The following is a 26,364-nucleotide window of genomic DNA, read 5'->3' as shown; positions in this document are numbered from 1 at the left end:
CGGTTAACCGGACGGGCGCTTTGCCGTTTAGAAGCCGGGGTACACCCCGCGCATGCACGGGGAGCTGTTCTTGCGCCACCAGAACTGGCCGTCGCAGGACTCCGTTGCCGGGATCATCCCGGCGCGGTTGTTGTAGCGCATGACGTTGTCCACGAACTGGCGCTGGACCTGGCTGTCCATGGCGTCCAGAAAGTCGGCCAGGGACATGGTGCCGCCGGTCAGGGCGGGCAGGTCCTTGGACAGTTCGGTGGTGATGTAGCGCTGGGAGGGGTTGGCATCCAGGAAGAGCTTGAAGGAATCCGTCATGGCGTCCTGGTCGCCCATGCGGCCCTGGGCCAGGGCCATGAACAGGGCGGCGTCCCAGATCTTGTTCTTGTCGCCCAGGGCGGTCTTCGCGGTCTTGACGCAGGCCTGAAACTGCCCGGCGAAGTAGAAGGCGATGCTCGCCTTGATCTGGGTGGACTCGAAGTTCATGGTCCGCTCCATGGGGTCCATTTTCAGGGCGTCCTCGTAGCCCGCAGCCGAGGCCTTGAAGTATTCCATGGCCCGCTCGGTGTTCCTGGTGACGTAGACCCGCCAGGCGCGTTCGAAGTTGCGGTCGCCGGTGCGGACGTCCGCCGTGACGGGCAGGGCCGAGGCCAGCAGGACGGCGAGGGCGAGAACGATGCTTCGTGTGGTACGCATGTTGGTTGCCTCCTTGTCAGGGCATGTATGTCCTGGCTATACGGAATATATTGTCGTAATTGACTTTGTTGCGGATGGCCAGGGCCATTTCCAGGGCCATGTCCATCTTGCGCGCGGTATCGATCATGACCCGGTCCCGGATGGATTCCAGGTGGTTGGCCAAAAAGTCGGCCTCGAAATTGTCGATGGCCAGGGACACGCCCTCGGAGAAGAAGCGCGACCCCAGGTGAGGGATGAACCGCTCCAGGTTCTGGCGCCCCTCGCGGCGGGCGTACATGGTGAAGAAGAGCAGCTTGACCAGCAGCCGGTCGGCCCGGAACTTGTGGTTCACCGAGAGCAGCAGGTCCAGGTCCACGCCCTTGGGCTTGATGGCGTCGAACATGGCCGTGGCCATGTCGAAGGCGCGGTCCTCGGTCATCAGCGGGTGGGCGAATTTGGAGTCCATGCGCACCAGGGTGATGCGCGGGTTCTCGCCGGACGCGATGGCGAAGATGGCCAGCCGCATGAGGTCGATCTTGGTCCGGTAGTCGTCGATCAGGATATCCTTCCTGACCTCGGCCAACCGCCGGACCAGCGGCGTCTCCAGGCCGGAGAAGACCGTCTCCAGCAGGTGCAGGATATACGGCTCCGAGGTGTTGGCGATCTCCTCGTCCAGGATATCGCGCCCCTTGCGGGCGTCCATGATCTTCTTGATGGACAGCCAGTAGGCGGCCAGCCCTTCCACGGGCATTTCCAGGATGTCGAGTTCAGGCGGCTTGTTCATGGTTCTTTTGGGGTTGACGGACCGGTTCAAAAAGGGACACCCTACCGTTGGCCTTCAGCGTACCCGATTTTTTGAGGAAAACAAGCAGGGACATCAATCCCGGAGACCTTTGCATGCTGCAATTCCCCCAGTTCGATCCGATCATGATCTCCATCGGTCCCCTGCACCTGCGGTGGTACGGCATGATGTACGTCTTCGGCATCCTGTCCGGCTGGCTGCTGGGCCGCTACCGCGCCACCAAGCCGTGGAACAAGATGACCCCGCCGCTGATGGACGACTTCATCACCTGGGCCATCCTCGGCGTGGTCCTGGGCGGCAGGCTGGGCTATGTCCTGTTCTACAACCCGTCCTATTTCCTGTCCGAGCCGCTCAAGATATTCGCTGTCTGGGAGGGCGGCATGTCCTTCCACGGCGGGTGCCTGGGCGTGCTGCTGGCGTGCTGGCTCTTCGGCCGCGCCCATGACATGACTTTCACGGAGGTCGGCGACTTCGTCTCGCCCCTGGTCCCGCCCGGCCTGTTCTTCGGCAGGCTCGGCAACTTCATCAACGGCGAGCTGTGGGGCCGCTATACCGACCTGCCGTGGGCCATGCGCTTCCCGGACGCGGGCGGGCTGCCGCGCCATCCTTCGCAGCTCTACGAGGCGGCCCTGGAGGGCGCGGTGCTCTTCGCCGTGGTCTGGTGGTATTCGGCCAAGCCGAGGCCCAAGGGGTGCGTCGGGGCGCTCTTCCTGCTCGGTTACGGAACTTTCCGCTTCATCGTGGAGTTCGCCCGCGAGCCGGACCGCCAGCTGGGGTTCGTGGCCCTGGACTGGATGTCCATGGGCCAGGTGCTCTGCCTGCCGATGATCCTCTTCGGCGCGGGCTGGATGCTCTGGGCCTACCGCAAGTCAGCGTAGGACCGGGACCCCGATCTCGAACACCTTGTCCCACTTCTTGCCGGTGACCCACAAGCGGCCCGTTTCCCGGTCCCAGGCGATGCCGTTGGCCACGCCGCTCCCCTTGGCCAGCCGGGCGCGCAGGGGGGCGAGGTCCAGCCAGGCGCGGACCGCGCCGTCACCGATGTCGATGACCGCCACCCGGTCCGATTTCCAGACATTGGCGTAGAGCCACCCGTCCACCATCTCCAGCTCGTTGAGCAGCCGGACCGGCGCGTCGCCGTCGCGCACCGTGATCGTCCCGGTGCGGGCGAAGGTCCCGGGGGCGCGGAACTCCAGCCGGGCGGTGCCGGAGGACAGGATGTAGCGGTCCTCGTCCCGGGCCAGTCCCCAGCCTTCGAGGTCCTCTCCCGTGGCCGCGAAGGCGAACCGGTGGCGCGGGTCCAGGTCCTTCAGCCCGAAGGTCAGGCCGATGCCCGATTTCCAGGTCAGCATGGAGAAAACGCCCTCGCCGGGCGCGATGCCCTCGGCGAAGAAGTGCGGGTCCACGTTCGTGGTCTTGAGCCTGCGGCCGGTTTCCGGGTCGGACACGGTCACGAAGGACCGTCCCCAGCCGCCGGAGGATTCATAGAAAAGCCCGTTCAGGTAGAACAGTCCCTGGGTGGAGGTGCCCGGATCGTGGGGGTGCTCGGCGATGACCGCGCAGGGGATGACCGGTGCTTCGGCGCGTGCGGGGAGCGGGAGAAGGGCCAGTGCGGCCAGGATCAGGATCAGGGTTGCGCGGCGCATGGTGCGTGCCTCGGTGGTTGCCGGAGCGGGGGGAAGCATCCGGTGATGCCGCTCCCCGCTCCGGGGGGAAGGCGGCGTGGGACCGGTCTATGGTCTGGGAGGGTGCCGGCCCCGCGTCCCTTGCTTACTTCTTCACCGCCATGATGCCGCCCAGAGAGAAGGAGACCACGTGATCCACGAAGTCGTCCACGTTGACCTCCAGGCTGGGGCGGTGCGGGGTGAGGCGGTCCAGGATGGGCCTGGTCAGCAGATGGTCGAGCATCAAGGCCCAGATGTTGGAGCTGCAATAGGCCAGGGTCCGGTCCGGGGTGTCCGGTCCGAGGAGTTCGGAAAGGATGTCGCGCAGCTCGTTGGCGCGCGGCTGGACCTGGTGCTGGACGATGATGTCGAGGTTCTTGCTCGGCTTGGCCATTTCCCGCAGGAAGATGGCCCATTTCTGGGCGATCTGTCCGGTGGACTGAAGGTATATCTCCTCGGCCAGTCCCTTGACGAACTTTCTCAGCCGCTCCTCAACGGGCAACCCCCGGTTGTCCTCCGAGCTCCACTCCTCGCCCTTGGGGAAGATTTCCTCCAGGACCGAGGCGTACAGGCCGTCCTTGCTGCCGTAATGGTAGTTGACGGCGGCCACGTTGGCCTTGGCCAGGCCGCAGATGTCGCGCACGGTGGCCGAATCGAAGCCCTTGTCGGCGAAAACCTCCATGGCGGCGAGCAAAAGCGCGGTTTTGGTATTGACGTCCGGGGATTCGTTCATAATTAATGGTCCTGCGCGGGCAAAAAAGAGGTCAACGTTGCTTGAAACGCATGTTTGACGGATTTTATTCATGAGTGGAGTCGCCAAGTCAAGGATTTTCCCGGAACGGCGGCGTTCGCCGAACCCGGAAGGAGCGCACCGAGTGGAAGTCGTACTCGCCGAAACCGCTGGATTCTGCATGGGGGTGGACCTGGCCCTCAGGCGGCTGGACAAGCTGATCCTGAGCGCCGAGGGATGCCCCATCTACATCCTCGGTCCCATCATTCACAACCCGCAGGTGCTCAAGCGGTACGCGGAAAAGGGCGTGGTCATGGCGACCGATCCGTCCGAGGTCCCGGCCGGGGCCTTCGTGGTCATCCGCGCCCACGGCATCACCCGCCAGGTGGAGGAAGCGCTGCGCGCCCGCCGGGTGAAGATCAAGGACGCCACCTGCCCCCGGGTGAAGAAGGCGCAGCTGCTCATCGGGCGGCACGCCGACGACGGCAGCGAGCTGCTGCTGTACGGCGAGGCGGACCACCCGGAAGTGGCCGGGCTGGTGAGCTACGCCCGCAACGGGTATTTCGTGTTCGACTCCGAGGAGGCGCTGGCCGCGCACGGGCTGGTGCCCGGCAAGCGGTACGTGCTGGCCGCGCAGACCACCCAGGACCGGGTGCACTTCGAGCGCATCGCCGCCGGGCTCAAGGAGCGCGGCGACCTGGACGTGACCGTGCTGGAGACCATCTGCGACGCCACCAAGCTGCGCCAGGCCGAGGCCAAGGAGCTGGCCCGGAAAGTGGATTTCATGGTCGTGGTCGGCGGCTACAACAGCGGCAACACCCGCAGGCTGGCCCAGGTCGTCTCGGACCAGGGCACCCCGTGCCGTCATGTGGAGACCGTGGACGACCTTCCGCTGGAGGATCTGGCCGGATACGCCCGCATCGGGGTCACGGCCGGGGCGTCCACGCCGAGGTCGCTCATCGAGAAGGTCCTGGACGGCTTGGCCGCCCTCTGAAAAAGGTTGGGGCCAGGCGGTTCCGGACGGGTTTTTTCCGGAAGCTGTCCCTGGCCCCATGCACGACGTCCCTTGCGCATCGAGACCGCGTTGCAGGTGCCGCCGGCCAGGCAGTGGAGGGCTTTGGCCTTCGGCGCGCGGCCTCTCCTGGTCGATGCCGACGGGTCGTCAACAGTGAGAGGAGTGCCGATGTTGGTGCGGCCTGTGCGGCCGTTTGTCCAACCATACCGCGAAACGTGGCCATTGGTATTATTTTCTTCCACCGGGCGAGGTGTCTGATCCGGGGGAATAATTAAATGGTTGTCTGTCCGGACACCAAGGAATACCCTTGCCCGGTACTCAAGCGAATCACCAAGGAGTTCATCATGGATATCAATAAGGCCCTGGCCGATCTGAAGAAGGAACCCGGTTTTGCCGACAACGTGGGCATGATGCTGGTCCACAACGGCGTCGTCCGAGGCTGGTCCCGCAAGGACAAGGGCGAGGTCGTGGCCATCGAGATCACTCCCGACTATGAGAAGATGGAGGAGATCCGGCAGGAGATCGAGGCCCGCGAGGGCATCTTCCGGGCCGTGGCTCACGCCAACGCGGGCCGCATGGTCCCGGGCGACGACGTCCTCTTCCTCATCGTGGCCGGCGACATCCGCGAGAACGTCAAGCCCGCCCTGGCGGACTTCCTCGACCGGGTCAAGGCCGAGGCCGTGACCAAGAAAGAAATCTTCGCGTAGAAAAGGGCGATCATGCACAAGACCCTTGAGGACATCCACGGCCGCGCCGTCTCCTACATGCGCATCAGCGTGACGGACCGCTGCAACCTGCGGTGCACCTATTGCGCCGGGGAGGGCATGGAGTTCATCCCCCACCCGGACATCCTGCGCTACGAGGAGATCATGGAGCTGATGTCCATGGCCCGCAACCTCGGCGTGCACAAGGTCCGCTTCACCGGCGGGGAGCCGTTCGTGCGCAAGGGGTTCGGCGACTTCATGATCGAAGCCGCCGGGCGGTTCAAGGACCTGGACCTGTGCGTGACCACCAATGCCACCCTCATCGGCCCGGATGTGGAACGGCTGGCCGCCGCGGGCATCCGCCGGGTGAACATCTCCCTGGACACCATGAACCGGGACAAGTTCAAGACCATCACCGGCCGCGACCACTACGACACGGTCCGCGAGAACATCGACCGCTGCCTGGAAGCGGGCATGCGGCTCAAGATCAACGCCGTGGCCATGCACGGGGTCAACGACGACGAACTGCCCGCCTTTGTGGAGTTCGCCCGTACCCACCCCGTGGACTTCCGGTTCATCGAGTTCATGCCCGTGGGGCTGGAGACCGGCTGGGAGGACCAGCGGGTCTGGACCGCGGACGAGATTCTGTCCGAGGCGAACAAGCTGGCCGTGCTGACCCCGGTGACCGCTGCGGGCGAGCGCCGCCACGGCCCGGCCCGGATGTACGACATCAAGGACGGCCTGGGCCGCATCGGGCTGATTTCCCCCTACACCAATCACTTCTGCTCCACCTGCAACCGGCTGCGCATCACCTCGGACGGCAACCTGCGGACCTGCCTGTTCTCGGACAAGGTCTATCGGCTGCGCCCGGCCCTGCGCCACCCGCGCCTGGGCATGGAGCACGTGGAGCGGATCATCCGCCTCGCCGGGCACTCCAAGCCCATCGGCAACGAATTGCTCAAGAAGATGCGCGCCAGCGACCACGGCGTGTGCAAGACGCGCATGGCCTCCATCGGCGGCTAGGGCAGACTGTTGAAAAACGGCGATCTGCGCCGTCCCATTGTTCAAGCAAAAGGGTTCATCGACATTCGATGAACCCTTTTTCTTGCCAACCGCAGTGAGGCATCCGGGAGCGGCGCAGATGCGCCGCTCCCGGATGCCGGTGCTGCATTAGTCGATGCCGAGGTCGGCGCGGTGCTCGGGCACGCCGGTCTTGCCCTTGGCCTTTTCGCGGCGGTCGAGCAGGAAGACGCGTTCGGTCAGTTCCGGCTTGCTGGTGATGATGTACTCCTTGACCGCGTTGGCCCGGCGCATCTCCAGCTCGTGGAGCATCTCGTCGGTGATCACGATCCGGTCGCGGATGAACTTCTCCATGACCTCCACGGGCTGCCGGTCGGTGACGAACAGGGTGGTGGGCTTGACGTCCTCCTCGTCCGGCTCGTCCGCATAGGCCTCGTAGAGCATGTCCTCGTATTCATCGGGTTCGATGACCATCTCCTCCACCGTGGTTTCCGCGCGCTTGGAGCGGGGCAGGGATTCGTACTTGGCCTTCTTGATCTTGTATTCGAGGATGGCCTGGACCAACCCGTTGCGGTCCGCCGTGGCGTCGATCACGCCGTCCACCTCGAGCTTGAGCTTGGGCCGTGCGGTCATGGCCTTGACCACCGTGTCGAGCTTCTGCTTGCCCCCGGCGTCGAGCTTCGCCCGGCCGGGCTGGAAGACCACGAAGTCCATGTTGTCCCCGCCGCCGAACATGGAGCCGATCAGCGAGAAGGGGGAGGTCAGGGCCTTGAAGAGCAGGTTGATGATCGCCTTGAAGACGATGCCGCCGATGCGGAAGTTGGGGTCGTCCAGCCGCCCGCTGATGGGCAGGTTGAGCTGCATGTTGCCGTTGGAATCCTGGAGCAGGGCCAGGCCGAACTCCACCGGGATGTTCGGCGCGTCGGGCCGCTTGTCCTTCCTGCCCAGCTTGAGCTGCTCGATGAAGAACTTGTTCTTGGCGTCCAGCACCCAGTCCTCGGTCTTGAACTTCACGTCCGCGTAGAGCCGCCCCTTTTCCACCGGGTAGGCCAGGTTCTTGAGGGTGTAGGGGGAGAGCGGGACCAGCTCCAGCCCGCTCACGGAGATGGCCAGGTCGGAGTAGATGGGCGAGATGACCGGGTTGAGCACGCCGGTCACGGACATGGGCGTGGGGCCGATGTTGGCCTTGAAGTCCACCTTGGGCCGCGCCTCCTGGGACTGGCCGATGTCGGTCAGGACCAGGGTCATGTCGGTCAGCTCGGTGGCGAAGGCGGGGGTGGTGGAATCGTCGCGGAACTTGACCGCGCCGTTCTGCATGCCCACCTTGCCGATGGTCATGGTCTCCAGGAAGCCCTCTTCCTCGGCGGGGGGGGCGTCGGGATTCGGGGCGGGTTCCGGCTCCGCCTTGGTCGCGGTCACGATCTTTTCGTCCCCGGCCTCGCCGGTCGCCTTGTTCTCGGCGGGGTCTGGCGCGGGCGGAGGTTCCGGGATGCGCAGGGCGCGGCGGATGTTCAGCCGCCCCTCCTTGTCGAAGTGGACCCTGGCGCGCGGGCCGTTTAGGTTGATCTCGCCCACGGACAACCTGCCCGGTTCGCTGGCGAAGTCGATGGACCGCACGTCCAGCCGGTCGATGCCCGCCATCTCGATGTCGTCGAAGGTGGTCTTGACCTTGAGGTCGCTCAGGGCCGCGCCGCCCTTGACCGTGATCTCCGGGGTTTCGCCACCGGCAAAGGTGTAGGACAGGTTCGCGTGGACCGCGCCGTCGGCGATGAGCATCTCGGTGTCCTCGGCCAGGTAGCCGTCCAGGGGCCGCAGCCCCAGCTTGTCGACCTTGATCGAGCCGGAGGAGCGCAACGGATCAAGGGAGCCGTTGCCGTTGACCGAGAACCAGCCGCCCCCGGTCCAGCCGCCGTCCAGGGAGAAGGGTATGGTCGCGCCCTTTTCCGTGGTCACGTCGTCCACTTCGAGGGAGAACTTCCGTACGCCGAGGGAGGCCGGGTTGGCCAGGGCCAGGTCGCGAAAATCGACCGAGCCGTCTTCCAGGGCGAAGCGCCCCACGGTGGCCACCCAGGGGGATTGCTCCCCGTCCACGGCCGCCTCCGCGTCTGTCTCCGGTTCGTCGCCCACGGCCCGGGCCGCTTCGTCGCCTTCCTCCTCGGCATCGGCAAAGAGCCTTTCGAGGTCGAGCCTGCCGTCCTTGTTCCGGACCACCGTGGCCGACGGCCCGGTCAGCTTGACCTCGTCCGCGTGGACGGTGCGGCCCGCCAGGTCCATGGCGGCTCCGGTCACGTCCAGCGCGTCCAGGGTCAGGCTCGGCTCCTTCGCATCCGGCTTGCGCACGGCCAGGTCCGTCAGCTTCAGGCTGCCGTTGGCCACGGTCAGGGCCGGTTCGCCGCCGGGCTGGCTGAAATCCAGGTCCACGGAGAAACCGGCCTTGCCGCTGTCCAGGATCAGGGGCTGGGCCTCGTTGATGTACGGGGTGAAAAGCGGCAGGTCCAGGTCCTTGCCCGACACCGTGAACTTGGCGGCCACGGGCTCCAGGGTGGCCTGGCCGTTCAGGTAGAGGAATCCCTTGGTGCCGAGGGACCCCTGGAACACGCTGGGCCGGTCGGCGCGGGTGGAGATGCCCTCGCCCGAGAGGTCCAGCGGGGTGAAGACGTGCTTGAAGCCGCCTGTCACGCACTGGTCCTCGAAGTCCACGGCCCCTTCCTTGAGCTCGAACTTGCGGATGTCCAGGACGAACTGGGCGTCGTTGTCCGCCTTGGTCTTGAGCTTGGGACCGGAGGGCGCGGCCTGGGAGCCGGGGAAGTAGTCGACCCAGTTGATGGCGCCGTCGGCCTTGCGCACGACCTTGAAGAACGGGCGGGTCATGGCCACGTTCTTGACGATCAGGGCGTTGTCGCCGAGCGAGAAGCGCTCCATCTCGAAGACCAGCTTCTTCATGGAGAAGACCGTGCCCCGGGCCGGGTCGGCCAGGTCCAGGTCGCTCAGGGTGCCGCCGCCGCCCAGGTAGAGGTTCATGCGCTGGGCGTCGGCGCGCTCGAAGAACAGGGAGATGTCCGAGGTGAACCGCCCGCCCTTGAGGGTCAGCGGGGTCTCGATGGGCACGTACTTCCAGTACTGGTTCAGGTTGACGTCCACGGCCCCCAACTCGAACTCGGTGAGCAGGGTCTTGTCGAAGGGCAGGGTCCGCCCCTTGAGTTCGATGGGATCGCCGTTGACCACGGCGGTGAACTTGGGCTGGGTGAACTCCTTGACCTTGTCCGGGATGCTGGAGGTGAACGGCACGCGCAGGAAAATATCGGAAATGACGTGTTTCTTGCCGTGCGGCCTGTCGTCGAAGGTGATGTTGGCGTTGGTCAGCTCGAACCCGTACAGGGCGAAGGGGAAGACCGCGCCCTTCTGGTCGCCGGTCTCCTCCGGGGCCTGTCCCTCGGGCGAGCCGAGCAGGTCGGAGATGGAGTAGCGGCCTTCGCCGTAGAAGGTCAGGTTCACGGCCAGGCCGTCGATCTTGAGCAGGGAGATGACCGGGGCCAGCTCCCAGATGGAGGAGGCGCCGGGGGAAATTTCCAGGGAATTGAAGGCGACGAGATCGCCCTCCTCCTCGCGGTTGGCGATCTTGAACCCGGTCACGCGCAGGTGGAGGGTGAGCGGGTTGAAATAGACCTCGCCGATCTCGCCCTTGCGGTGCAGGTTGGTGTCGATCTGGCTCAGGGCGACCTTCTCCAGGATGGGCGGCACGGCGAAGAAACCGAACAGGGTGTAGGCGATGAACGCGGTCAGCAGCCAGAAGACGGTGCGCCGGATGAGCGGGGTTCCGATTTTGATCTTGTCGAGGAAGGAGAGCATGCAAAACTCGCTTGTGGCTTGGTGTTGCGGTATGCCCTCATGCTAGCCCAATTTCGTCGGGGAATCCACGTTTCAGGGCAGCTAATTGGTTTCTTTATGCAAAAAGCGCCCGTCCGGAAGGCGGAGGGCCGGGGGCGCGCTCTTTTCCGGTATGGAAAATACGGATTTTGTTGCCATTATATATATTACAGGTTTATGTTGCAATTGAATGAATGCGCGCGGCCAGGGTCAGGCGCGCGCCCAACTGGGACCGGAGCTGGACCATGTCGGACGTTCACTATTACAAGGGGTTGGCCAAGAGCATGATGTTCACCATCATACTCGTCTCCTTTGCCCCGCTGTTCGTGGTCGTGCTTATCGCCGGATACCAGTACAGCGTGGCCTACGAGGAGAAGGTCGAGGCCCACCTGCGCGAGCTGGTCCTCAAGCACGACCAGACCATCAACGCCTATCTCGAAGAAAAAGTCGCCGAAATCCGCGTCCTGGCGGAGGTCATCGACCTCGGCCACCTGGCCAACCCGGAAGGCATCGAGGCCCTGCACCAGGCCCTGGTCCAGGGCCACGGCACGGACTTCGTGGACCTCGGGCTGATCGACGACCACGGCATCCAGGTGGCCTATTCCGGCCCGTTCCAGCTCCAGGGCGTGGACTACTCCGGGGAGGAGTGGTTCCGGGCCGTCCAGCAGCATCCGGTCCACGTCAGCGACGTGGGGCTGGGGCTGCGCGGGGTGCCGCATTTCATCATCGCCCTGCGCATGGACGCCGGGGGAAAACGCTACGTCCTGCGCACCACCCTGGACTTCATCGCCTTCAACCGGCTGGTGGAGGACATCCGCATCGGCGAGACCGGCATGGCCTACATCCTCAACCGCAAGGGCGAGTTCCAGACCACCCCGCGCCGCGACATGGCCGCCGAGGTCCCGTTCCTCAAGGGCATGGCCGAGTCCATGGCCGAGAGCGGCGACCGCGCGGCCATGACCATCATGGACAACCCGGCCACGGGCCTGGAGACGATCTTCGTGACCAGTCCCATCAAGGGCGGCGACTGGCTGATGGTCTACCAGCAGGACACGGCCGACGCCTTCGCCACCCTGAACCGCAGCCGCAACCTGGCGATCTTCATCCTTTTCATCGGCGGCGTGGCCATCACCGCCATGGCCGTCCTGACCAGCCGCCGCATGGCCCGCAAGGTCCAGAAGGCCGACGCGGCCAAGGACATCATGAACGATCAGGTCATCGAGGCGGGCAAGCTGGCCAGCGTGGGCGAGCTGGCCGCGGGCATCGCCCACGAGATCAACAACCCGGTGGCCATCATGGTCGAGGAGGCGGGCTGGATTCAGGACCTTCTGGAGGAAGGATTGTCCAAGAGCGACAACGAGCGCGAGGTCCAGCGGGCGCTGAACCAGATCCGCACCCAGGGCGCGCGCTGCAAGGAGATCACCCACAAGCTCCTGTCCTTTGCCCGCAAGATCGACCCCACGGTCATGTCCTTCGACCTCAACGAGCTGGTCCTCGAGATTGTGGAACTCTCCCAGCAGCGGGCCAAGTACGCCAACGTGATCATCGAGACCAGCCTGGGCGACGGCATCGCGCCGGTCAAGGCCAGCCCGTCCGAGATGCAGCAGGTCTTTCTCAACCTGGTGAACAACGCCATCGACGCCATGGATTCCGGCGGCGGCGACCTGGACGTCATCACCCGCCAGGAGGGCGACGTGGTGGCCATCTCCATCTCGGACACGGGGTGCGGCATTCCCCAGGCCAATCTTTCGCGCATTTTCGACCCGTTCTTCACCACCAAGCCGGTGGGCAAGGGCACGGGACTGGGATTGTCCATCATCTACGGGATCATCAACAAGATGGGCGGGACCATTTCGGTCAGCTCCGCCGTGGGCGAGGGCACGACCTTCACCATCCGGCTGCCCGCCGGGCGGGTCGACGACACGGACACGGAGGAAGCGGCCTGAACGGGCCGGAACACAGTTTGACCATCAGGAGGGCGAGATGCCTGCAAGGATTCTACTCGTTGACGACGAACGGGGTTTTGTGGACACCATGGCCAAGCGGCTGGAGAACCGGGGCTATACCGTGGGCGTGGCCTACGACGGCCCGCAAGCCCTCGCCGCGCTGGACGGCGACGTCTGGTACGATGTGGTCGTCCTGGACGTGAAGATGCCCGGCATGGACGGCAATGAGGTGCTCAAGATCGTCAAGGCCGACCACCCCCTGGTGGAGGTCATCATGCTCACCGGCCACGCCACCGTGGAGTCGGCCATCGAGGGCATGAAGTCCGGGGCGTTCGACTACATGATGAAGCCGTGCAACCTGGAGGACCTGGTGTCCAAGGTGGAGGACGCCTACGACAAGAAGCAGGCCCACGAGAACAAGATCCTGGAGGCGCGCGCCAGGCATATCGTCCTTCGGCGCGGGGACTAGGAGGTCCCATGAGCGAGTCCCCCGTCCGCGTTCTGCTGGTCGACGACGAGATCGGCTTCCTCGATGTGCTGGCCAAGCGCATGGGCAAGCGGGGCTACGCGGTGACCACGGCGGGCAGCGGGGCCGAGGGCATCCAGGTGCTCAGGGGCAACGATTTCGACGTGGCCGTCCTGGACCTCAAGCTGGAGGACATGGACGGCATCGAGGTCTTGCAGATAATGAAGAAGATGGTGCCGGACCTGCCGGTGATCATGCTCACGGGCCACGGCTCGGAGCAGGCGGCCCGCGAAGGCGTCAAATCCGGGGCCTTCGACTACCTGCTCAAGCCGTGCGCCCTGGACGATCTGCTGGACAAGATAGGCGAGGCCGCCGCAGGGACGGCGTCCTCGCAGAACGAAACGGAGTGAGGCTCATGGCCGAGATTAAAGCGCTCCTCGTGGACGACGAGGAATCATTCAGGAATGCGCTGGGAAAACGGTTGACCCGGCGCGGCATGACCGTGGCCCAGGCCGGGTCGGGCGAGGAAGCCCTCGAGCGGCTCGAGGCGTTCCAGCCGGACGTGATCCTGCTCGACGTCAAGATGCCGGGCATGGACGGCCTGACCGCCCTGCACAAGATCAAGGAGGCGCAGCCCCTGGTGGAGGTGGTCATGCTCACCGGCCACGCCAGCATGGAGATCGCCATCCGGGGCATGGAGCTGGGCGCCTTCGACTACCTGATGAAGCCCGTGGAGTTCGAGGAGCTGCTCTACAAGCTGGAGGACGCCTCGAACCGCAAGCGCCATCACGAGGAGCGGATCGCGGCCCGGTCGCACAGTTCGTGATCCACCCCCTCCGGAGCACCGCCCCCGCCACACCCGAACCCTGAATTTCCCGGACGACTACCCCCGGAGGACGACACCGCATGGGCCTGTTCGATTGGCTGCCGTTCCGCAAGAAGGAAAAGACCCCCGAAGAGCGGGCCGAGATGCGCCGGGTGTTCGCCACCCGCTACGACCATTTCCGGCTGCTCATCCAGGCCAACACCCGCGCCCACGAGCTGATGGGCGAGCTGGAGGAGGCGTTGCGCGGCTTCACCCCCTACGGCATGCACTTCGTGCGCACCCTGTGCACGCGCATCTCCACGGCCATCTTCCAGATGGTCCGTCACATGGGCGAGCTGGACCCGTCGGGCAATGCGGACCTCGTGGCCGCCATGCAGTCCATCAACGAGCGGATCATGGAGGAGCTGGAGCCGGACGCCCATCAGGCCGAGGGCCTGCCGGTCATCGACCTTACCGAGGTCAACCGCGACCATGCGGACCTCTGCGGCCCCAAGATGGCCATGCTCGGCGAGGCCGGGCACAGCCTGGGGCTGCGCATCCCGGCGGGGTTCGTCATCACCGTGGCCTCCTTTCACCGGTTCATGCAGTCCCATGGGCTGGGGACCGAGATCGACCGCCTCATCCAGACCATGGACGGCGACGACCGCGAGTCCGTGTTCCGGGTTTCTTCCAACATCATGCAGCTGGTCATCGAGACCCGGCTGCCGGACGACCTGGCCGAAGCGATCCTGGCCGCCTACGACCGGCTGGCCGAAACCCTGGGCGCGCCGCCCGACCTGGCCGTGCGCTCCAGCGCGCTGGGCGAGGACATCGAGGGGTCGTCCTTCGCGGGCCAGTACCGGTCGGTGCTCAACGTGGAGCGCTCCTCCCTGCTGGACGCCTACAAGGAGGTGGTCGCCTCCAAGTACTCGCGCCAGGCCATGGCCTACCGGCTGACCCACGGCATCCGCGACGAGGACGTGGCCATGAGCGTGGGCTGCATGACCATGATCGAGTCCATGTCCGGCGGCGTGGCCTATTCCGGCAACCCGGTCAACGTTCGCGACGACCGCGTGTCCATCCACTCGGTCTGGGGGTTGCCCAAGCCCGTGGTGGACGGCACTGCCGGGGCCGACGAATTCATCGTCGCCCGCGACCCCCTGCGCGTGGAGGAGGTCGTGGTGGCCGAGAAGACCGACATGTACGTCTGCCGCCGGGACGAGGGCGTGTGCCGCGAAACCCTGCTCGAAGACCGGGGCAACGAGCCGTCCCTCACGCACGAGCAGGCCCTGGCCGTGGCCCGCGAGGCCGTGCGCATCGAGGAACATTTCGGCGTGTCCCAGGACATCGAATGGGCCATGACCCCGGACGGGGTCTTCCACCTGCTCCAGTGCCGCCCGCTCATGCGCCTGTCCACCGGCCCGGAGCACGAGACCGTCGCGGCCAACCTGCCCAAGCCGGTCCTGTCCGGCGGCAAGACCGCCAGCCCCGGCGTGGGCGTGGGCCCGGCCTTCACCGTGCGCAAGGACGTGGACGCCCTGACCTTCCCGGACGGCGGCGTGATGATCCTGCGCCAGGCCCTGCCCAGCCGGGCGGCGCTGCTCGACCGGTGCAGCGCGCTCATCTCCGAGCAGGGCGGCATGGCCGGGCACCTGGCCAACGTGGCCCGCGAGTTCGGCGTCCCGGCCCTGTTCGGGGTCAAGAACGCGGTGGGGCGGTTCGAGAACGGCGCCATCCTGACCGTGGACGCCGACGGCCGCGCGGTCTACGAGGGCGCGGTGGAGCCGCTGCTCAAGGACGCCCCGCGCGAGCGCATCATGCGCGGCTCCCCGGTCCAGGCGGCCCTGCGCAAGGCCGCGCGGCACATCGTCCGGCTCAACCTGACCAACCCGGAATCCCCGGAGTTCAAGCCGTCCAACTGCCGCACCCTGCACGACGTCATGCGCTACTGCCACGAGCGGGCCGTGAACGTCATGTTCGAGTTCGGCACCCACGACGATTTCATCGAGGCCGCCAGCCGCCAGCTCATCTGCGACGTGCCCAAGCAGTTCTGGATTCTCAACCTCGACGACGGGTTTTCCCCGGAGGGGCAGGACCGCAAGGACCGCTGCATCCCCCTGAAACACGTGGTCTCCTTCCCCATGCGCATGCTCTGGGAAGGCATGCAGGCCGTGCCCTGGCAGGGTCCGCCACCGGTCCACGGCAGGGGGCTGATGTCGGTCATGTTCGAGGCCACCATGAACCCGGACCTGGTCCCGTCCGCCGGCACCCGCTACACCCAGAAGAACTATTTCATGGTCTCGAAGAACTACTGCTCGCTCCAGTCCCGCTTCGGCTTCCACTTCTGCGGGGTCGAGGCCCTGGTGGGCGAGCGGGTCAGCGAGAACTACGCCTCCTTCCAGTTCAAGGGCGGGGCCGCCAACATGGAGCGCCGCATCCGCCGCGCCCGGTTCGTGGGCGACCTGCTCGAAATGTTCGACTTCCGCGTCCGCGTCCGCCAGGACAACATGTTCGCCCGCGTCGAAGGCCTCGACCGCGAAACCATGGCCAACCGGCTCAAGATCATCGGCTACCTCATTACCCACACCCGCCAGCTCGACATGATCATGTCCGACGACTCCGCCGTGGCCCGCCGCAAGGCCAAGTTCCTCGAAGACTTCAAACTCTTCGACGCCCCGCCCGAAGGAGGTTAGACAAGAGGCCTCCGGCGGCCAGGGGGAAGGGGAAGAGGGGGGACCTTTTGCAAAAGGTCCCCCCTCTTCCCCTTCCCCCTGGACCCCCATCCCTTTCTCCCCCTCCCAAACTCTTTGTCGCCGCCTTCGGCGGGGCGAAGCAGCAGAGGACTGTCTTGGGAGCGATTTTGGGGCCGCAGCCTCAAACAGCGGCTTACATACCCCGCCATCCCGTCAAGCCGCACGCAGCGAGCCCTGTTCTGGACGCCTGGAAGCCGACCGCGAAAGGGCGGCGGCTCCGCTCCCGTGGCCTCTCGGTATCCCATAAAAGGGGCGCTCTGGTGGAGACTGTCCCTATACTTTTGATCAGATGGAGCCGCCCCGAGCGGATCGGATTCTCAGCGGCCAAACTCCGGGCGGTGGGCTACCCCCCAAAGCATTTTTCTTTCGTTCTTTCTTTTTTGCTTTGGAAAAAGAAAGAACCCCGCCGGGAGGGCTCCAAAAAAACATGGAGGAGCGCCAGCGACGGCTCTCCCACAACCAGGTCGGCTCCCCGTACCAGGCTGTGGGTAAGCACGACAACGTGATCAAGGAAATCGCGTACGACCCGTTCGGCGGGATCATCGAGGACACCAACCCGGGCTTCCGCATCCCGCTCGGCTTTGCGGGCGGCCTGCACGACCGGGACCTGGGTTTCGTCCGCTTCGGCGGGCGGGACAAATCCGCAGGACAGCGGATTTGGCATTAGCTCTTAGGCCGAGTCTCCTCGGTCTTAGAGCTAACGACAGCAGCGATGACGTTGCGGTCTTTCCGCAACGCCCCGAAGGGGTGAGGGCCATGGACGGCCCGAATCACTACGACGTCAAAACCGGCAGATGGACCGCGGCCGATCCGATTGGAGATCGGGGCGGCGACCCGGACTGGTACGGGTATTGTCTGGATGCCCCGGTGAACGGGGCGGACCCGGCGGGTTATTTGTGCCGTTGCCAATGGGGCTTGCAACGGCAACCGGCATTGCCGGGTTTGGAACCGCGCTAGCCTGGCTTGCGGCCGATGGATCAGGCGCACTGGCGGAAAAAACAAGGATGACCCGTTAAAGGCAACCAAGGGGGCGGCTAAGGCTTTGCCGGAGCCACTGCCATCAACTCGGCTCTTTCCGCGACGGCTTTCGGTTCGTGAAAAGGGAACCAACCCTATGCGTTCCATGAAAAAAGGCGGCCCTTGCGGGCCGCCTTGCATTTCGGGGGTCTTCTATCCTCTATTTGGGATGGCACTCGCCGCAGGCCACGGGACCCTTGCCCTGCGCCTCGTGGCAACCCTGGCACTGCAGGTGGTACGCCCGCATCAGCGGGGTGCCGTCGTCGGTGCGCGTCTCCGCATGGCAGGAGCTGCACGATTCGCCCTCGGAGGAATCCTCGGTGTTCTGCGTGCCGTCGTCATTCTTGGAATGGTGGCAGACCACGCAATCGTCCAGTCCGGCCTTTTCGTTGTGGGCGTCATGCATGAAAGGCACGCGCGGGCGTTCGAGCTTGGCGAAGCCGTCCACCGGCACCTCGGTCATGTCGTCCTGGGAAAAGGCCGTGGGGGCCATGTATGCGACGACCAACAGGATGATGGTCAGCATGGAGGCCGCGATGGTGAAGGTGTTCTTTTTCATGGCGTCCTCCTAGACTTCCGGTTTTTCCATCAGTTCGTAGATGATGTCGCTGATGAACTTACCGTGCATCCCGAGATCATAGTAACCGATGATGTCTTCAATGCCGCCGTGGCAGTTGTGGCAGGGGATGACCACGTCGTGGACGCCGGTAGCCTTGAGCTGCTCGGCCTTGACGCGGTTGCCCACCATGCGGGTGTTCTTGAACGGCGGACCGCAGTTGATGACGCCGCCGCCCGCGCAGCAGCAGTAGTTGTGCTCGCGGTTGGGGGTCATCTCGACCACTTCCTTGCACAGGAAGTGGACCACGTCGCGGAGCTTGTCCATGAGGCCTCGGCCGCGGATGATGTTGCACGGGTCCTGAATGGTCACCGGGTTCTCGTACTGGTGGGTGATCTTGATCTTTCCTTCGTTGATCAGCTCCCAGTAGAAGTCGATGGCGTGGATGACCGGGACCGGCATCTTCTTGTGGCCGAGCCAGCGGTTGCCCATGTCGTAGACCGAGCGGAAGGCGTGGCCGCACTCGCCCATGACGATGCGCTTGACCCGCAGCTTCTGGGCGGACTCGTAGTGGGCGCGTTTGAGGCGGCCCATGTTTTCGAAGTCGCCCACGAACATGCACATGTCGGAGTTGTCCCAACCCGGATGGGAGGGCATGGTCCAGTCGATGCCGGCGGCGTTCATGATGGCCGCGGCCTGGTAGATGAGCTGGGTCCGGAACTTGGGTTCCGGGGCGATGACCGAGTAGTAGACCTCGGCCCCTTCCTTGTCGAGCGGGATGCGCAGGTCCGGGAACTCGTCGCGGGCCTCGTCCTCCTGCCATTGCAGGGAGTCGATCCACTCGTCGTCCTTGACCCACATCTGGTTCATGGTCGAGGCGTGGGAGTGCGCGGTATCGCGGATGTACTGCGGGACCACGTCCAGCAGGTAGCAGATGCGGCGCACCATGGACATGATGTAGCCGGTATCGATGCCGACCGGACAGTAGTGGGCGCACCGCTTGCAGAGGTTGCATTCGGTGAAGGCCATCTGCGCCATCTCGTAGATGCGCTGGGGGGTGACCTTGCCCTTCTTGTCCATCAGCTCGTACATGGTCTCCGTGGCCTTGTTGACCGGAGAGTAGCTCGGGTCGGCGTCGTGGGACATGTAGTAATGGCAGCCCTGGGAACAGAGGCCGCAGCGCATGCAGGTCTCCCTGTATGCCCGGAGTTTGGCCCCGGTTTCACCCTTGAGCATCCGGTTGACCACTTCTTCGATTTTCTCGGTGGTCAGCGCGGCGACGCCGGCCTCAAGGCCGACATCGGATATGATTCTGTCAGCAATGTGACTCATTGTTCGTACCTCGCGTTTCAATGATGGTTTGGCCTACCAGTCGTTGGCATGGCGGACGCCGCCGAATTCGGAACCCATGTACGCCCTGGTGAACAGGACGAACAGCGCATGGCTCAGCCGGGTGAACGGGATCAGGGCGATCAGCAGTTCACCGGAGAGCGCGTGCAGGGTGGTCATCAGCAGGACCGGGCCGATCTGGTGATAGGCCAGGACGCCGGTGATGAACGGCAGCGCGACGAGGATCAGGGCAAACCAATCCTGGCAGCGGGTGACACCCTTGACGTGGGGCAGGGCGAACCGGCGGTAGGCGAAGACCGCGCAGCCGGCGAGCGCCACGAAGCTGATGATGTCACCGGCCTGCGAGGGCAGGCTCGGGAGGCTGATGCCGAACGCGGTGTCCCAGAGGACCACGTGCGCGCCCAGGAACACGGCCACCAGCAGGAAGCAGATGTGGAACGCGAAGGTGGTCACGGTCATCAGGGGATCGGACTTCCAGCCCATGGACTTGAAGGGGACCATCCAGGCCAGGATGGACCGCAGGCCGTAGAACCAGCTCATGTAGGCGATGGACGAGCCGTCCTTGGCCTTGGCCAGCGAATACATGCTGACCAGGCGGTAGATGGCGCCCAGGACGAAGACGCCCCAGGCGATCCAGGCGAGGGGACCGGTGACGAAGACATAGAATGCAGTCATATCTGATCCCCCCTTAGAAGTTGCATACTTCCGCGACGATGCGGACGAAGCTGTTGTTCTCTATGGCGCGGATCAGCACCTTGGTGCCGTCCTCGCTGAAGATCGGGGGCCACACGGCGTCGAAGTCCCGTTCATAGGACTTGCCGTTCACCAGGATGCGGTACCGGCCGCTCTTCTCGACCTTGCAGGCCGCGGACTTGGAGTCCGAAGAGAAGACCACGGGCCAGGCCATGTCGTAGGTGCCGGCCCAGGCGGTGCCGTCGACCACGATCTTGAAGTCCTCGTTGCAGTTGGAGGCCAGGACGGCGGCGCGCTGGCCGTCGGGGCTGACCACCAGGTCGGACACGGTGGGCCAGGTCTCGCCCCAGGGGGCGTTGTTCACGCAGGCGGTGAACTGGCCGTAGCTGGTGGCGACGACGCCCCACAGCTTCTCGCCGCTGGCGTCGTACTGGAGGTACAGACACTGGACGTAGCGGGGATCCCACAGCATCTTGCCGTCCTTGGCCACGCCCCACTTGCCGGCCACGCGGACCGGGGCGGCGACGCTGTTGTCCTTGGGCGAGAAGACGGGTTCCCAGACCTGATTGTAGGTGGCGTCCCAGGCCTTTCCGTCCACGGTGATCGTGTGGTTGTAGACGGTGGTGCGGCAGGTGGCGGCCACGGAGGTGCCGTCGGAGTTGAACACCGGGGTCCAGACGTTGACGTAGGTCTTTTCCCAGGGCTGTCCGTCCACGACCACGGTGTAGACGCCGCGCTTGAACCCTTCCAGGTCGGCCGCGCCGAGGCTCTGCACCTGTGCCACGCCCGCGGAGTGGGCGCCGTCCTTGGACAGAACGGGCTGATTGAGGTTCTCGTAGAGGTTCTCCCACGGCTCGCCGTTCAGGCACATGCCGTACCTTTCCATGCCTTTGTACATGGTGGCGATGACCGATCCGTCTTCACTGAACATGGTGTCCCAGATGTAGTCGGTGGTTTCGCCCATGAGCTCGCCGTCCACGGCCAGGACCCATTCCATGTCCTGCTGGCAGATGGCGGTCAGGCGACCGTCCGGAGAGAATTTCGGAGCCCAGATCTTTTCGAACGTGGCTTCCCATACCGTGTCGTTGGTCCGAATGGAGAATTCGCCGTCGCCCACTTTGACGATGGCGGCGATGGTCTCGCCGTCAGGCGAGGCATACGGCTCTTCCTGCCATTCATGTCCTTCGAGAGGGGAGAGGGAGTTGACGACCGTTTTTTGGCCGGGTTCCCAATCCCAAGAGGAGATTTTTCCCATAGCACCCCCTTGTGTTGTGACGCCGTCTCCGGGAAGACGGCAACAAATCATCCCGACCGGCAAAGGGCGGGACAGGTCATTCAACGTGGGGTCGTGTTCGCCGTGCGACGGTCCGCGCGGGCCGTCCCGACCGGATCATCGGCTTGAGCCGTCCTTCGGGCGGCGCCATGCGCTCCCGGCGGACGGATATGTGTAGTCCAAGGGGATGACCCGTGAACAGGCTTTTGAACCCGCCAAGAACGATCAACCCATGATCGTCGCCCGGGCGATTTCGACACCCTTACGGGACCGGATCTCCGGTGCGGCCCGAACCGCCCCGGCGATGAGGTGCTCCCTTCCCAAAGCGCACCCCCGGTCCCGTTGCTGTCATCAGCTCAAGTCCCGGCCGTGAGACGGAAATTCCCATAAATTCCCGCATGGTTCCGGCAATCGGAACCCTCTCGACCTGAGACAGAGCTATGTATAAGCACATGGGAAGAAAATAGTCCATTCTTTTCAGAGTTAAATGGGTATTTCAGACCGGGTGGGTTCGTTATTTGGGAGTTAAAAATGAAAAAAGCGCCCGGCGCGGGCATCGCGGCCGAGTTGAGGGGTATTTTCCCACTTGATAAGGAGGAAAATGGCGAGCAAACGAAGACGCCGCCCGGAGGTGGCGGGCGGCGTCTTGCCGGAGGGAGGGTGGCAGGGCTATTGCCGGGTGGAGTCGAGCATCAGCCGGCTGATCCGCAGCAGGCAGTCGTCGCCCGATGATTCGGGGTCCACGGCCACGGTGTTGATGAACCGGGCGGTGACGTTGCCCGCGCTGTCCACGCTTTCGAGGAAGAACGCGCCCAGCTCGTAGACCATGATGGAGTTGCGGCCTCCGGTGGGCGGGTACCGGGGATCGTAAAAGGAGATGATGACCACGCGGGGGCTGTCCAGGGGGTCGGCGTAGGAGCTGCCCTCGATGGACCGGGTCGTCGGGTCCCAGGCTGCGTAGGGGTCCATTGAGATGACGGTGGAGGTCCCGGCCTTGACCGGTCCGGCGGAGTTGCCCGGTTCGATGAGCAGTTCGTCGCCCGGGGCCACGGTGGCGAAGCTGTTGGAGCCGGTGCAGCCCTCGATGTTCTCCTTGACCATGGCCGCGCCGGTGATCGGGTCGCCCTTGTTGACGGGCGGCAGGTCCACCAGGTTGTACTGTCCGGGCGCGATGGCCAGGCTGGGGTCGCCGGGCTTGATGATGATCTGGGTGCCCATGTCCTCCTGGGTGTAGCCGAGCACGTTGACCGAGGCGAGCTCCTCCGCGCTTTCCACGTCGAAGGTCCCGTTCTGGTAGTACTTGGTGCCGGGCGCGGCAGAGTCGTCCCATTCGAACTTGGTGGGGACCACGAACGGCTTCGTGCACTTGGAGGAGCACATGCCCGCCAGCCCGGCGCGGGCGGTGACTTCAATGGTCATGGCCCCCTTGCCCACGACGCTGCCGAAGTAGAGCGGGAAGGCGTTGCCGCGTTCGCCGGACAGGGTCACGCTGACCTCCACCTGGTTGGGGTTCTCCTCGTCGGGCACGCCGTCGCGGAGGAAGATGATGTCCGCGTCGGTGACGGCCTCGGACGGGTTGTCCGCCTCGGTCAGGTTGCGGGCGGCGTAGCTGGCGACGATGAGCCGGAGCTTCTCGAAATCGCGGCCTTCGGCCAGCAGGGAGTTGGCTCCGGCCAGGGCGCCCGCGTCTGCGGCGGTCTGGAGGGCGCTGCGCTTGAGGTAGGCCCTGCCGAGGTCCACGGCCAGCGCGGTCAGCCCCATGAGGGCGGCCATGCACAGACTGACCATCACGGTGGCGAAGCCGTGCTCGTTTCGGATGACGTCGGGAACTCTGCGCATGGCCTTACTCCATCTTGGCGCGGGCGCTGGCGCGCAGGCCGCCCGGCAGCAGTTCCTGCCAGGGGTACACGGTGGCGTCCGCGAAATTATAGGTGAGGGAGACCGCGACCTCCTGGCCCAGGACCGGGTCGGGCTGGCCGAGCTCGACGTCCACGGTCAGGTTGTCGGTGACCAGCCCCTCGGTCTCCACGTAGGACTTCACGGCCGAGACCGGGTCGTCGCCCCGGGAGGCCATGACCGCGCCTTCCCTGGCCGCGCGGGTCAGGATCTGGTTCATGTCGATCATCGTGGACACGTCCCACATGCCCGTCAGCAGCGGGATCAGGAGCAGGGGGATGAGCAGCGCGAATTCCATGACGGCGCTGCCTCGTCGGTGTTCTCCGTTATTGCGCATGGCTACCTCTCGTGGGTCATGACGGCGGTGGCCGCCACCTGCGTTTCATCGGCCATTTGCGGGACCATGCTGCCGATGACCAGAAATTCGAAGGGAACGGACACGGTCACGTCCACGGGCCGGGACGGCTCCCTCGGGCCGATCTCGATGGACGGCGCCTGGTCAAGGCCGCCCCTGAGAAGCTTCCTGGCGATCTCGGTCTCGATCTGGGCGGCGGTGGCCTCGTTCAAGATGGCTATGCGGGCGCCCTCGAACGCGGCGTCCCGGACCACTCCCTGGGTCCAGTACAGCCGGGCCACGTCCATGACGCCCATCAACAGCAGCAGGAAGATCGGCAACAGCATGGCCATCTCAACGGCGGCCAGCCCGCGCCTTCCCTGTCTGCGCTTATCTGTCTTTTGCATCGGTGCATCCTCCAATCAGGAATGTGCATTGTACGAAGCAAGGGACATGCCAAGTGGATAGTCTGAAAATAGTTAATAAGTTCTCGAAATATTTGAAATAATAAATGTGACCAAATGGTTTCGGCCTTCGTATCCCGGAACCCCCGGTCCACGGTGAATGGAGTCCGGTTCGTGGATAATCCATTTTTCATGGTTCCGTACTGTCCGCCGATCCGGGGCGAGGCGCGAAAAAAGGGCGGCCCCGTGCTGGGGCCGCCCGTTGTCGGAGTTATGGGAGAGGGAATCAGAACCGCTCGAAGGCGTCGTCTTCGCCCATGTCGAGGTCCACGCTTTCGGGCTCGGCGGCCTGGAGCATGGGCTGCTTCCGCTGGACCACGGCCCGTCGCGTCGGAGAGACGGACGTTTGGTGTCTGAGGTTGAAGAAGGACATGGTGGCCTCCATCCGCGCCGCGTGGGAGGAAAGCTCTTCGGCTGTGGAGGCGATCTCCTCCGAGGAACTGGCGTTGGTCTGGACCACGGTGTCGAGCTGCTGCAGGGCGTTGTTGATTTCGGACGCGCCCACGTTCTGCTCGCTGCTGGCGGCGGTGATCTCCTGGATCAGTTCGGCGGTCTGCTCGATGTTCGGCACGATGGAGTCGAGCATCTTTCCGGCCCTGGCGGCGACCTCCACGCTGGAGGCGGACAGCTCGCCGATCTCGGCGGCCGCGGAGCCGCTTCGCTCGGCCAGCTTGCGCACCTCGGCCGCGACCACGGCGAACCCCTTGCCCTGCTCGCCCGCACGGGCGGCCTCGATGGCCGCGTTCAGGGCCAGCAGGTTGGTCTGCCGGGCGATCTCCTCGATGATCGAGATCTTCTCCGCGATCTGGGTCATGGCGTCCACGGTCTGGCGCACGGCCTCGCCGCCCTTGCGGCCTTCCTCGGCGGTGCTCCGGGCGATGGCTTCGGTCTTGGAGGAGCTTTCGGTGTTCTGGCCGATGCTCGCGGACATCTGCTCCATGGAGGCCGAGACCTCCTCCACCGAGGCGGCCTGCTCCGTGGCGCCCTGGCTTAGGGTCTGGGAGGACCCGGCCAGTTCTTCGGAGCTGCTGGCCACGCTGGACGCCGCCTCCTGGACCTCAAGGACGATGGCGCTGAGCTTTTCGATCATCTGACCGATGGCCTGTCCCAGCTGGCCGATCTCGTCGTTGCGCTTGACGTCGAGGCGCACGGTGAAGTCGCCCTTGGCCAGGGACTGGGCCACGGAGGCGGCCTGCTTCATGACGGAGGCCATCTTGGACGAGAAGATCAGGGTCACGGCCACGGAGGCCAGGGTGAAGAGCAGGGAGATCAGGATATAGGTCCAGATGGTGCTGCTGATGACCGCGTCAAGGGCCTGCATTTCGGCTTCGACCCGTTCGACCTCGGCCTGGCCGAGCTTGTCGATGGTGTCGCGCATGGCGGCAAAGGCGCTTTCGCTGCTCTTGTAGAGGGAGACGCGCTCACGATTCTTGCCCGCGTTGGCGGCGGTCAGGTCCACGACCTGCTGGCTGTGCTCCTGCCAGATGGCCAGCTGCGCCAGGAAGTCGGCCTTGAGGGCGGCGGTCGAGCTGCCCAGGATGTCCGCGCCCTTGGTCACGCGGTCCCGCGTCTGGCTCAGGTTTTCGGCAAAGGCCTCGGCCTCTGTCTTGATGGTTTCCGGGTCGAGGGTGCGGGTCACGAGGAGCTGGGCCACATAGGCCTGGTAGGCGTCGCGGTCGGCATTGAGGATCAGGGACAGGGCCTGCTCGGCGCGCTGCCGCTGGAAGTCGGGCAGGCCCGGCTCGGCCAGGGCGTTGTTGGCGATTTCGCCCAGCTTGTCGATGGCGTCGCGCATGGCGTCGAAGGAGGCGAGGGCTTCTTCTTCGGCCTTGTCGCGCTCCAGGTTGGAGGCCAGCGTCTCTCGGGTCAGGGCGAGGATGGCTTCGTTGGCCTTCTTCCACTCGGCGAACCGGGCCTTGAAGGCGTCGAAGTCACCGCTCATGGTCGGGGTGAAGTTCTCGCCGGGGCCGGTGATCCGGTCCCAGGTCTGCTGCATGTTCTCGGCGCAGGCCTCGCTATCCGCTTTGAGGGCTTCCATGGAGGTCGCTTTCATGGCGTTCATCACCGCGACTTCGGCCTGGTAGGCATCGCGATCGGCGTCGATCATCGTCGCCCTGTCCAGGTGCAGGGAGTTGGCGGACTGCATGCTCGAATCCAGGATGTTGAAGCTGGTCAGACCCACGGCAAAGATGATCAAAACGGCCGAAACGGGCAACCCTGTGATAAGAAGCAATTTCCACTTGATGCTCATAATAGACTCTCCTCCATGGCATTTGATGCGGCAATAGACCGTATTGTCCGAAACGGTAAGATGAAACGAGCTTGTATAGCTATTAGAAATTTGAA

Annotated in this window: 23 protein-coding genes; 10 read left to right on the top strand and 13 right to left on the bottom strand. The window is 64.7% G+C overall.

All coding sequences use genetic code 11. The features are described from left to right. Positions 1–27: 27 nt before the first annotated feature. On the bottom strand, positions 28–684 hold the full coding sequence (locus AWY79_RS16765) for a hypothetical protein (RefSeq protein WP_066806436.1): 657 nt from the start codon (positions 682–684) through the stop codon (positions 28–30). 16 nt (positions 685–700) lie between these two features. After that, positions 701–1,447: a hypothetical protein gene (locus AWY79_RS16760; protein WP_066806434.1), complete on the bottom strand. Its 747-nt coding sequence runs from the start codon at positions 1,445–1,447 to the stop codon at positions 701–703. Between the two features lie 113 nt (positions 1,448–1,560). Here AWY79_RS16760 and lgt point away from each other — a divergent pair, with 113 nt between their 5' ends. After that, on the top strand, positions 1,561–2,343 hold the full coding sequence (lgt, locus tag AWY79_RS16755) for a prolipoprotein diacylglyceryl transferase (RefSeq protein WP_066806426.1): 783 nt from the start codon (positions 1,561–1,563) through the stop codon (positions 2,341–2,343). Here the strand turns inward: lgt and AWY79_RS16750 are convergent. Together AWY79_RS16750 and AWY79_RS16745 are read right to left on the bottom strand one after the other, a co-directional pair. Beyond that, positions 2,335–3,111: a glutaminyl-peptide cyclotransferase gene (locus AWY79_RS16750; protein WP_066807343.1), complete on the bottom strand. Its 777-nt coding sequence runs from the start codon at positions 3,109–3,111 to the stop codon at positions 2,335–2,337. The two genes, lgt and AWY79_RS16750, sit on opposite strands and share 9 nt — an antisense overlap. Before the next feature lie 124 nt (positions 3,112–3,235). After that, complete coding sequence (locus AWY79_RS16745) at positions 3,236–3,862, bottom strand: TetR/AcrR family transcriptional regulator (RefSeq protein WP_066806424.1); 627 nt, start codon at positions 3,860–3,862, stop codon at positions 3,236–3,238. Positions 3,863–4,004: 142 nt separating this feature from the next. On the opposite strand from AWY79_RS16745, the gene ispH reads away from it, so the two are divergent. The 3 genes from ispH to moaA all read left to right on the top strand — a co-directional run bounded on the left by ispH (position 4,005) and on the right by moaA (position 6,601). Beyond that, positions 4,005–4,853: a 4-hydroxy-3-methylbut-2-enyl diphosphate reductase gene (ispH, locus tag AWY79_RS16740; RefSeq protein ID WP_066806422.1), complete on the top strand. Its 849-nt coding sequence runs from the start codon at positions 4,005–4,007 to the stop codon at positions 4,851–4,853. Positions 4,854–5,218: 365 nt separating this feature from the next. Further along, positions 5,219–5,581, top strand: a complete 363-nt coding sequence (locus tag AWY79_RS16735; RefSeq protein WP_066807341.1) for a molybdenum cofactor biosynthesis protein MoaE — start codon at positions 5,219–5,221, stop codon at positions 5,579–5,581. A gap of 12 nt (positions 5,582–5,593) precedes the next feature. Next, positions 5,594–6,601 (top strand): GTP 3',8-cyclase MoaA, encoded by a 1,008-nt coding sequence (moaA, locus tag AWY79_RS16730; protein WP_066806420.1) that lies wholly within the window; start codon positions 5,594–5,596, stop codon positions 6,599–6,601. Positions 6,602–6,748: 147 nt separating this feature from the next. Here moaA and AWY79_RS16725 read toward each other — a convergent pair whose 3' ends face one another. After that, a complete protein-coding gene (locus tag AWY79_RS16725) occupies positions 6,749–10,447 on the bottom strand; it encodes a DUF748 domain-containing protein (RefSeq protein ID WP_066806419.1) in 3,699 nt (1,232 codons plus the stop codon). Positions 10,448–10,710: 263 nt separating this feature from the next. Between AWY79_RS16725 and AWY79_RS16720 the strand changes: the two genes are divergently transcribed. The 6 genes from AWY79_RS16720 to AWY79_RS19470 all read left to right on the top strand — a co-directional run bounded on the left by AWY79_RS16720 (position 10,711) and on the right by AWY79_RS19470 (position 17,102). Then, positions 10,711–12,411, top strand: coding sequence for a sensor histidine kinase (locus tag AWY79_RS16720; protein ID WP_066806416.1), 1,701 nt, complete (start codon positions 10,711–10,713; stop codon positions 12,409–12,411). A 37-nt stretch (positions 12,412–12,448) separates the two neighbouring features. Continuing rightward, complete coding sequence (locus tag AWY79_RS16715) at positions 12,449–12,880, top strand: response regulator (protein ID WP_066806414.1); 432 nt, start codon at positions 12,449–12,451, stop codon at positions 12,878–12,880. Between the two features lie 8 nt (positions 12,881–12,888). Then, complete coding sequence (locus tag AWY79_RS16710; protein WP_066806412.1) at positions 12,889–13,287, top strand: response regulator; 399 nt, start codon at positions 12,889–12,891, stop codon at positions 13,285–13,287. A gap of 5 nt (positions 13,288–13,292) precedes the next feature. Beyond that, on the top strand, positions 13,293–13,703 hold the full coding sequence (locus tag AWY79_RS16705; RefSeq protein WP_066806410.1) for a response regulator: 411 nt from the start codon (positions 13,293–13,295) through the stop codon (positions 13,701–13,703). An 80-nt stretch (positions 13,704–13,783) separates the two neighbouring features. Next, on the top strand, positions 13,784–16,375 hold the full coding sequence (locus AWY79_RS16700; RefSeq protein ID WP_066806408.1) for a PEP/pyruvate-binding domain-containing protein: 2,592 nt from the start codon (positions 13,784–13,786) through the stop codon (positions 16,373–16,375). Between the two features lie 487 nt (positions 16,376–16,862). Beyond that, positions 16,863–17,102, top strand: a complete 240-nt coding sequence (locus AWY79_RS19470) for a hypothetical protein (protein ID WP_066806406.1) — start codon at positions 16,863–16,865, stop codon at positions 17,100–17,102. Positions 17,103–17,612: 510 nt separating this feature from the next. On the opposite strand, the gene tmcA is transcribed toward AWY79_RS19470, so the two are convergent. The 8 genes from tmcA to AWY79_RS16655 form a co-directional block, all read right to left on the bottom strand. Next, positions 17,613–18,011, bottom strand: coding sequence for an acidic tetraheme cytochrome c3 TmcA (tmcA, locus tag AWY79_RS16690; RefSeq protein ID WP_066806404.1), 399 nt, complete (start codon positions 18,009–18,011; stop codon positions 17,613–17,615). A 9-nt stretch (positions 18,012–18,020) separates the two neighbouring features. Further along, positions 18,021–19,340: an electron transfer complex ferredoxin TmcB gene (gene tmcB, locus AWY79_RS16685; RefSeq protein WP_066806402.1), complete on the bottom strand. Its 1,320-nt coding sequence runs from the start codon at positions 19,338–19,340 to the stop codon at positions 18,021–18,023. A 33-nt stretch (positions 19,341–19,373) separates the two neighbouring features. Then, positions 19,374–20,033, bottom strand: coding sequence for a TmcC family electron transfer complex membrane anchor subunit (gene tmcC / locus AWY79_RS16680; RefSeq protein WP_066806400.1), 660 nt, complete (start codon positions 20,031–20,033; stop codon positions 19,374–19,376). A gap of 13 nt (positions 20,034–20,046) precedes the next feature. Further along, entirely contained in the window at positions 20,047–21,306 is a 1,260-nt protein-coding gene (tmcD, locus tag AWY79_RS16675) for an electron transfer complex subunit TmcD (RefSeq protein ID WP_066806398.1), read from the bottom strand. A gap of 687 nt (positions 21,307–21,993) precedes the next feature. Beyond that, positions 21,994–23,163, bottom strand: coding sequence for a pilus assembly protein TadG-related protein (locus tag AWY79_RS16670; RefSeq protein ID WP_066806396.1), 1,170 nt, complete (start codon positions 23,161–23,163; stop codon positions 21,994–21,996). A 4-nt stretch (positions 23,164–23,167) separates the two neighbouring features. After that, positions 23,168–23,557, bottom strand: coding sequence for a TadE/TadG family type IV pilus assembly protein (locus AWY79_RS16665; RefSeq protein WP_078063838.1), 390 nt, complete (start codon positions 23,555–23,557; stop codon positions 23,168–23,170). Between the two features lie 2 nt (positions 23,558–23,559). Further along, positions 23,560–23,961 (bottom strand): TadE family protein, encoded by a 402-nt coding sequence (locus tag AWY79_RS16660; RefSeq protein ID WP_066806390.1) that lies wholly within the window; start codon positions 23,959–23,961, stop codon positions 23,560–23,562. Between the two features lie 283 nt (positions 23,962–24,244). Further along, on the bottom strand, positions 24,245–26,269 hold the full coding sequence (locus AWY79_RS16655) for a HAMP domain-containing methyl-accepting chemotaxis protein (protein ID WP_066806388.1): 2,025 nt from the start codon (positions 26,267–26,269) through the stop codon (positions 24,245–24,247). Between the last annotated feature and the right edge of the window lie 95 nt (positions 26,270–26,364).

This window comes from Pseudodesulfovibrio indicus (genome assembly GCF_001563225.1).
Classification (GTDB): domain Bacteria; phylum Desulfobacterota; class Desulfovibrionia; order Desulfovibrionales; family Desulfovibrionaceae; genus Pseudodesulfovibrio; species Pseudodesulfovibrio indicus.
Note: the sequence above shows the minus strand (reverse complement) of the source record. Positions and strands in the feature narration are given on the sequence as shown.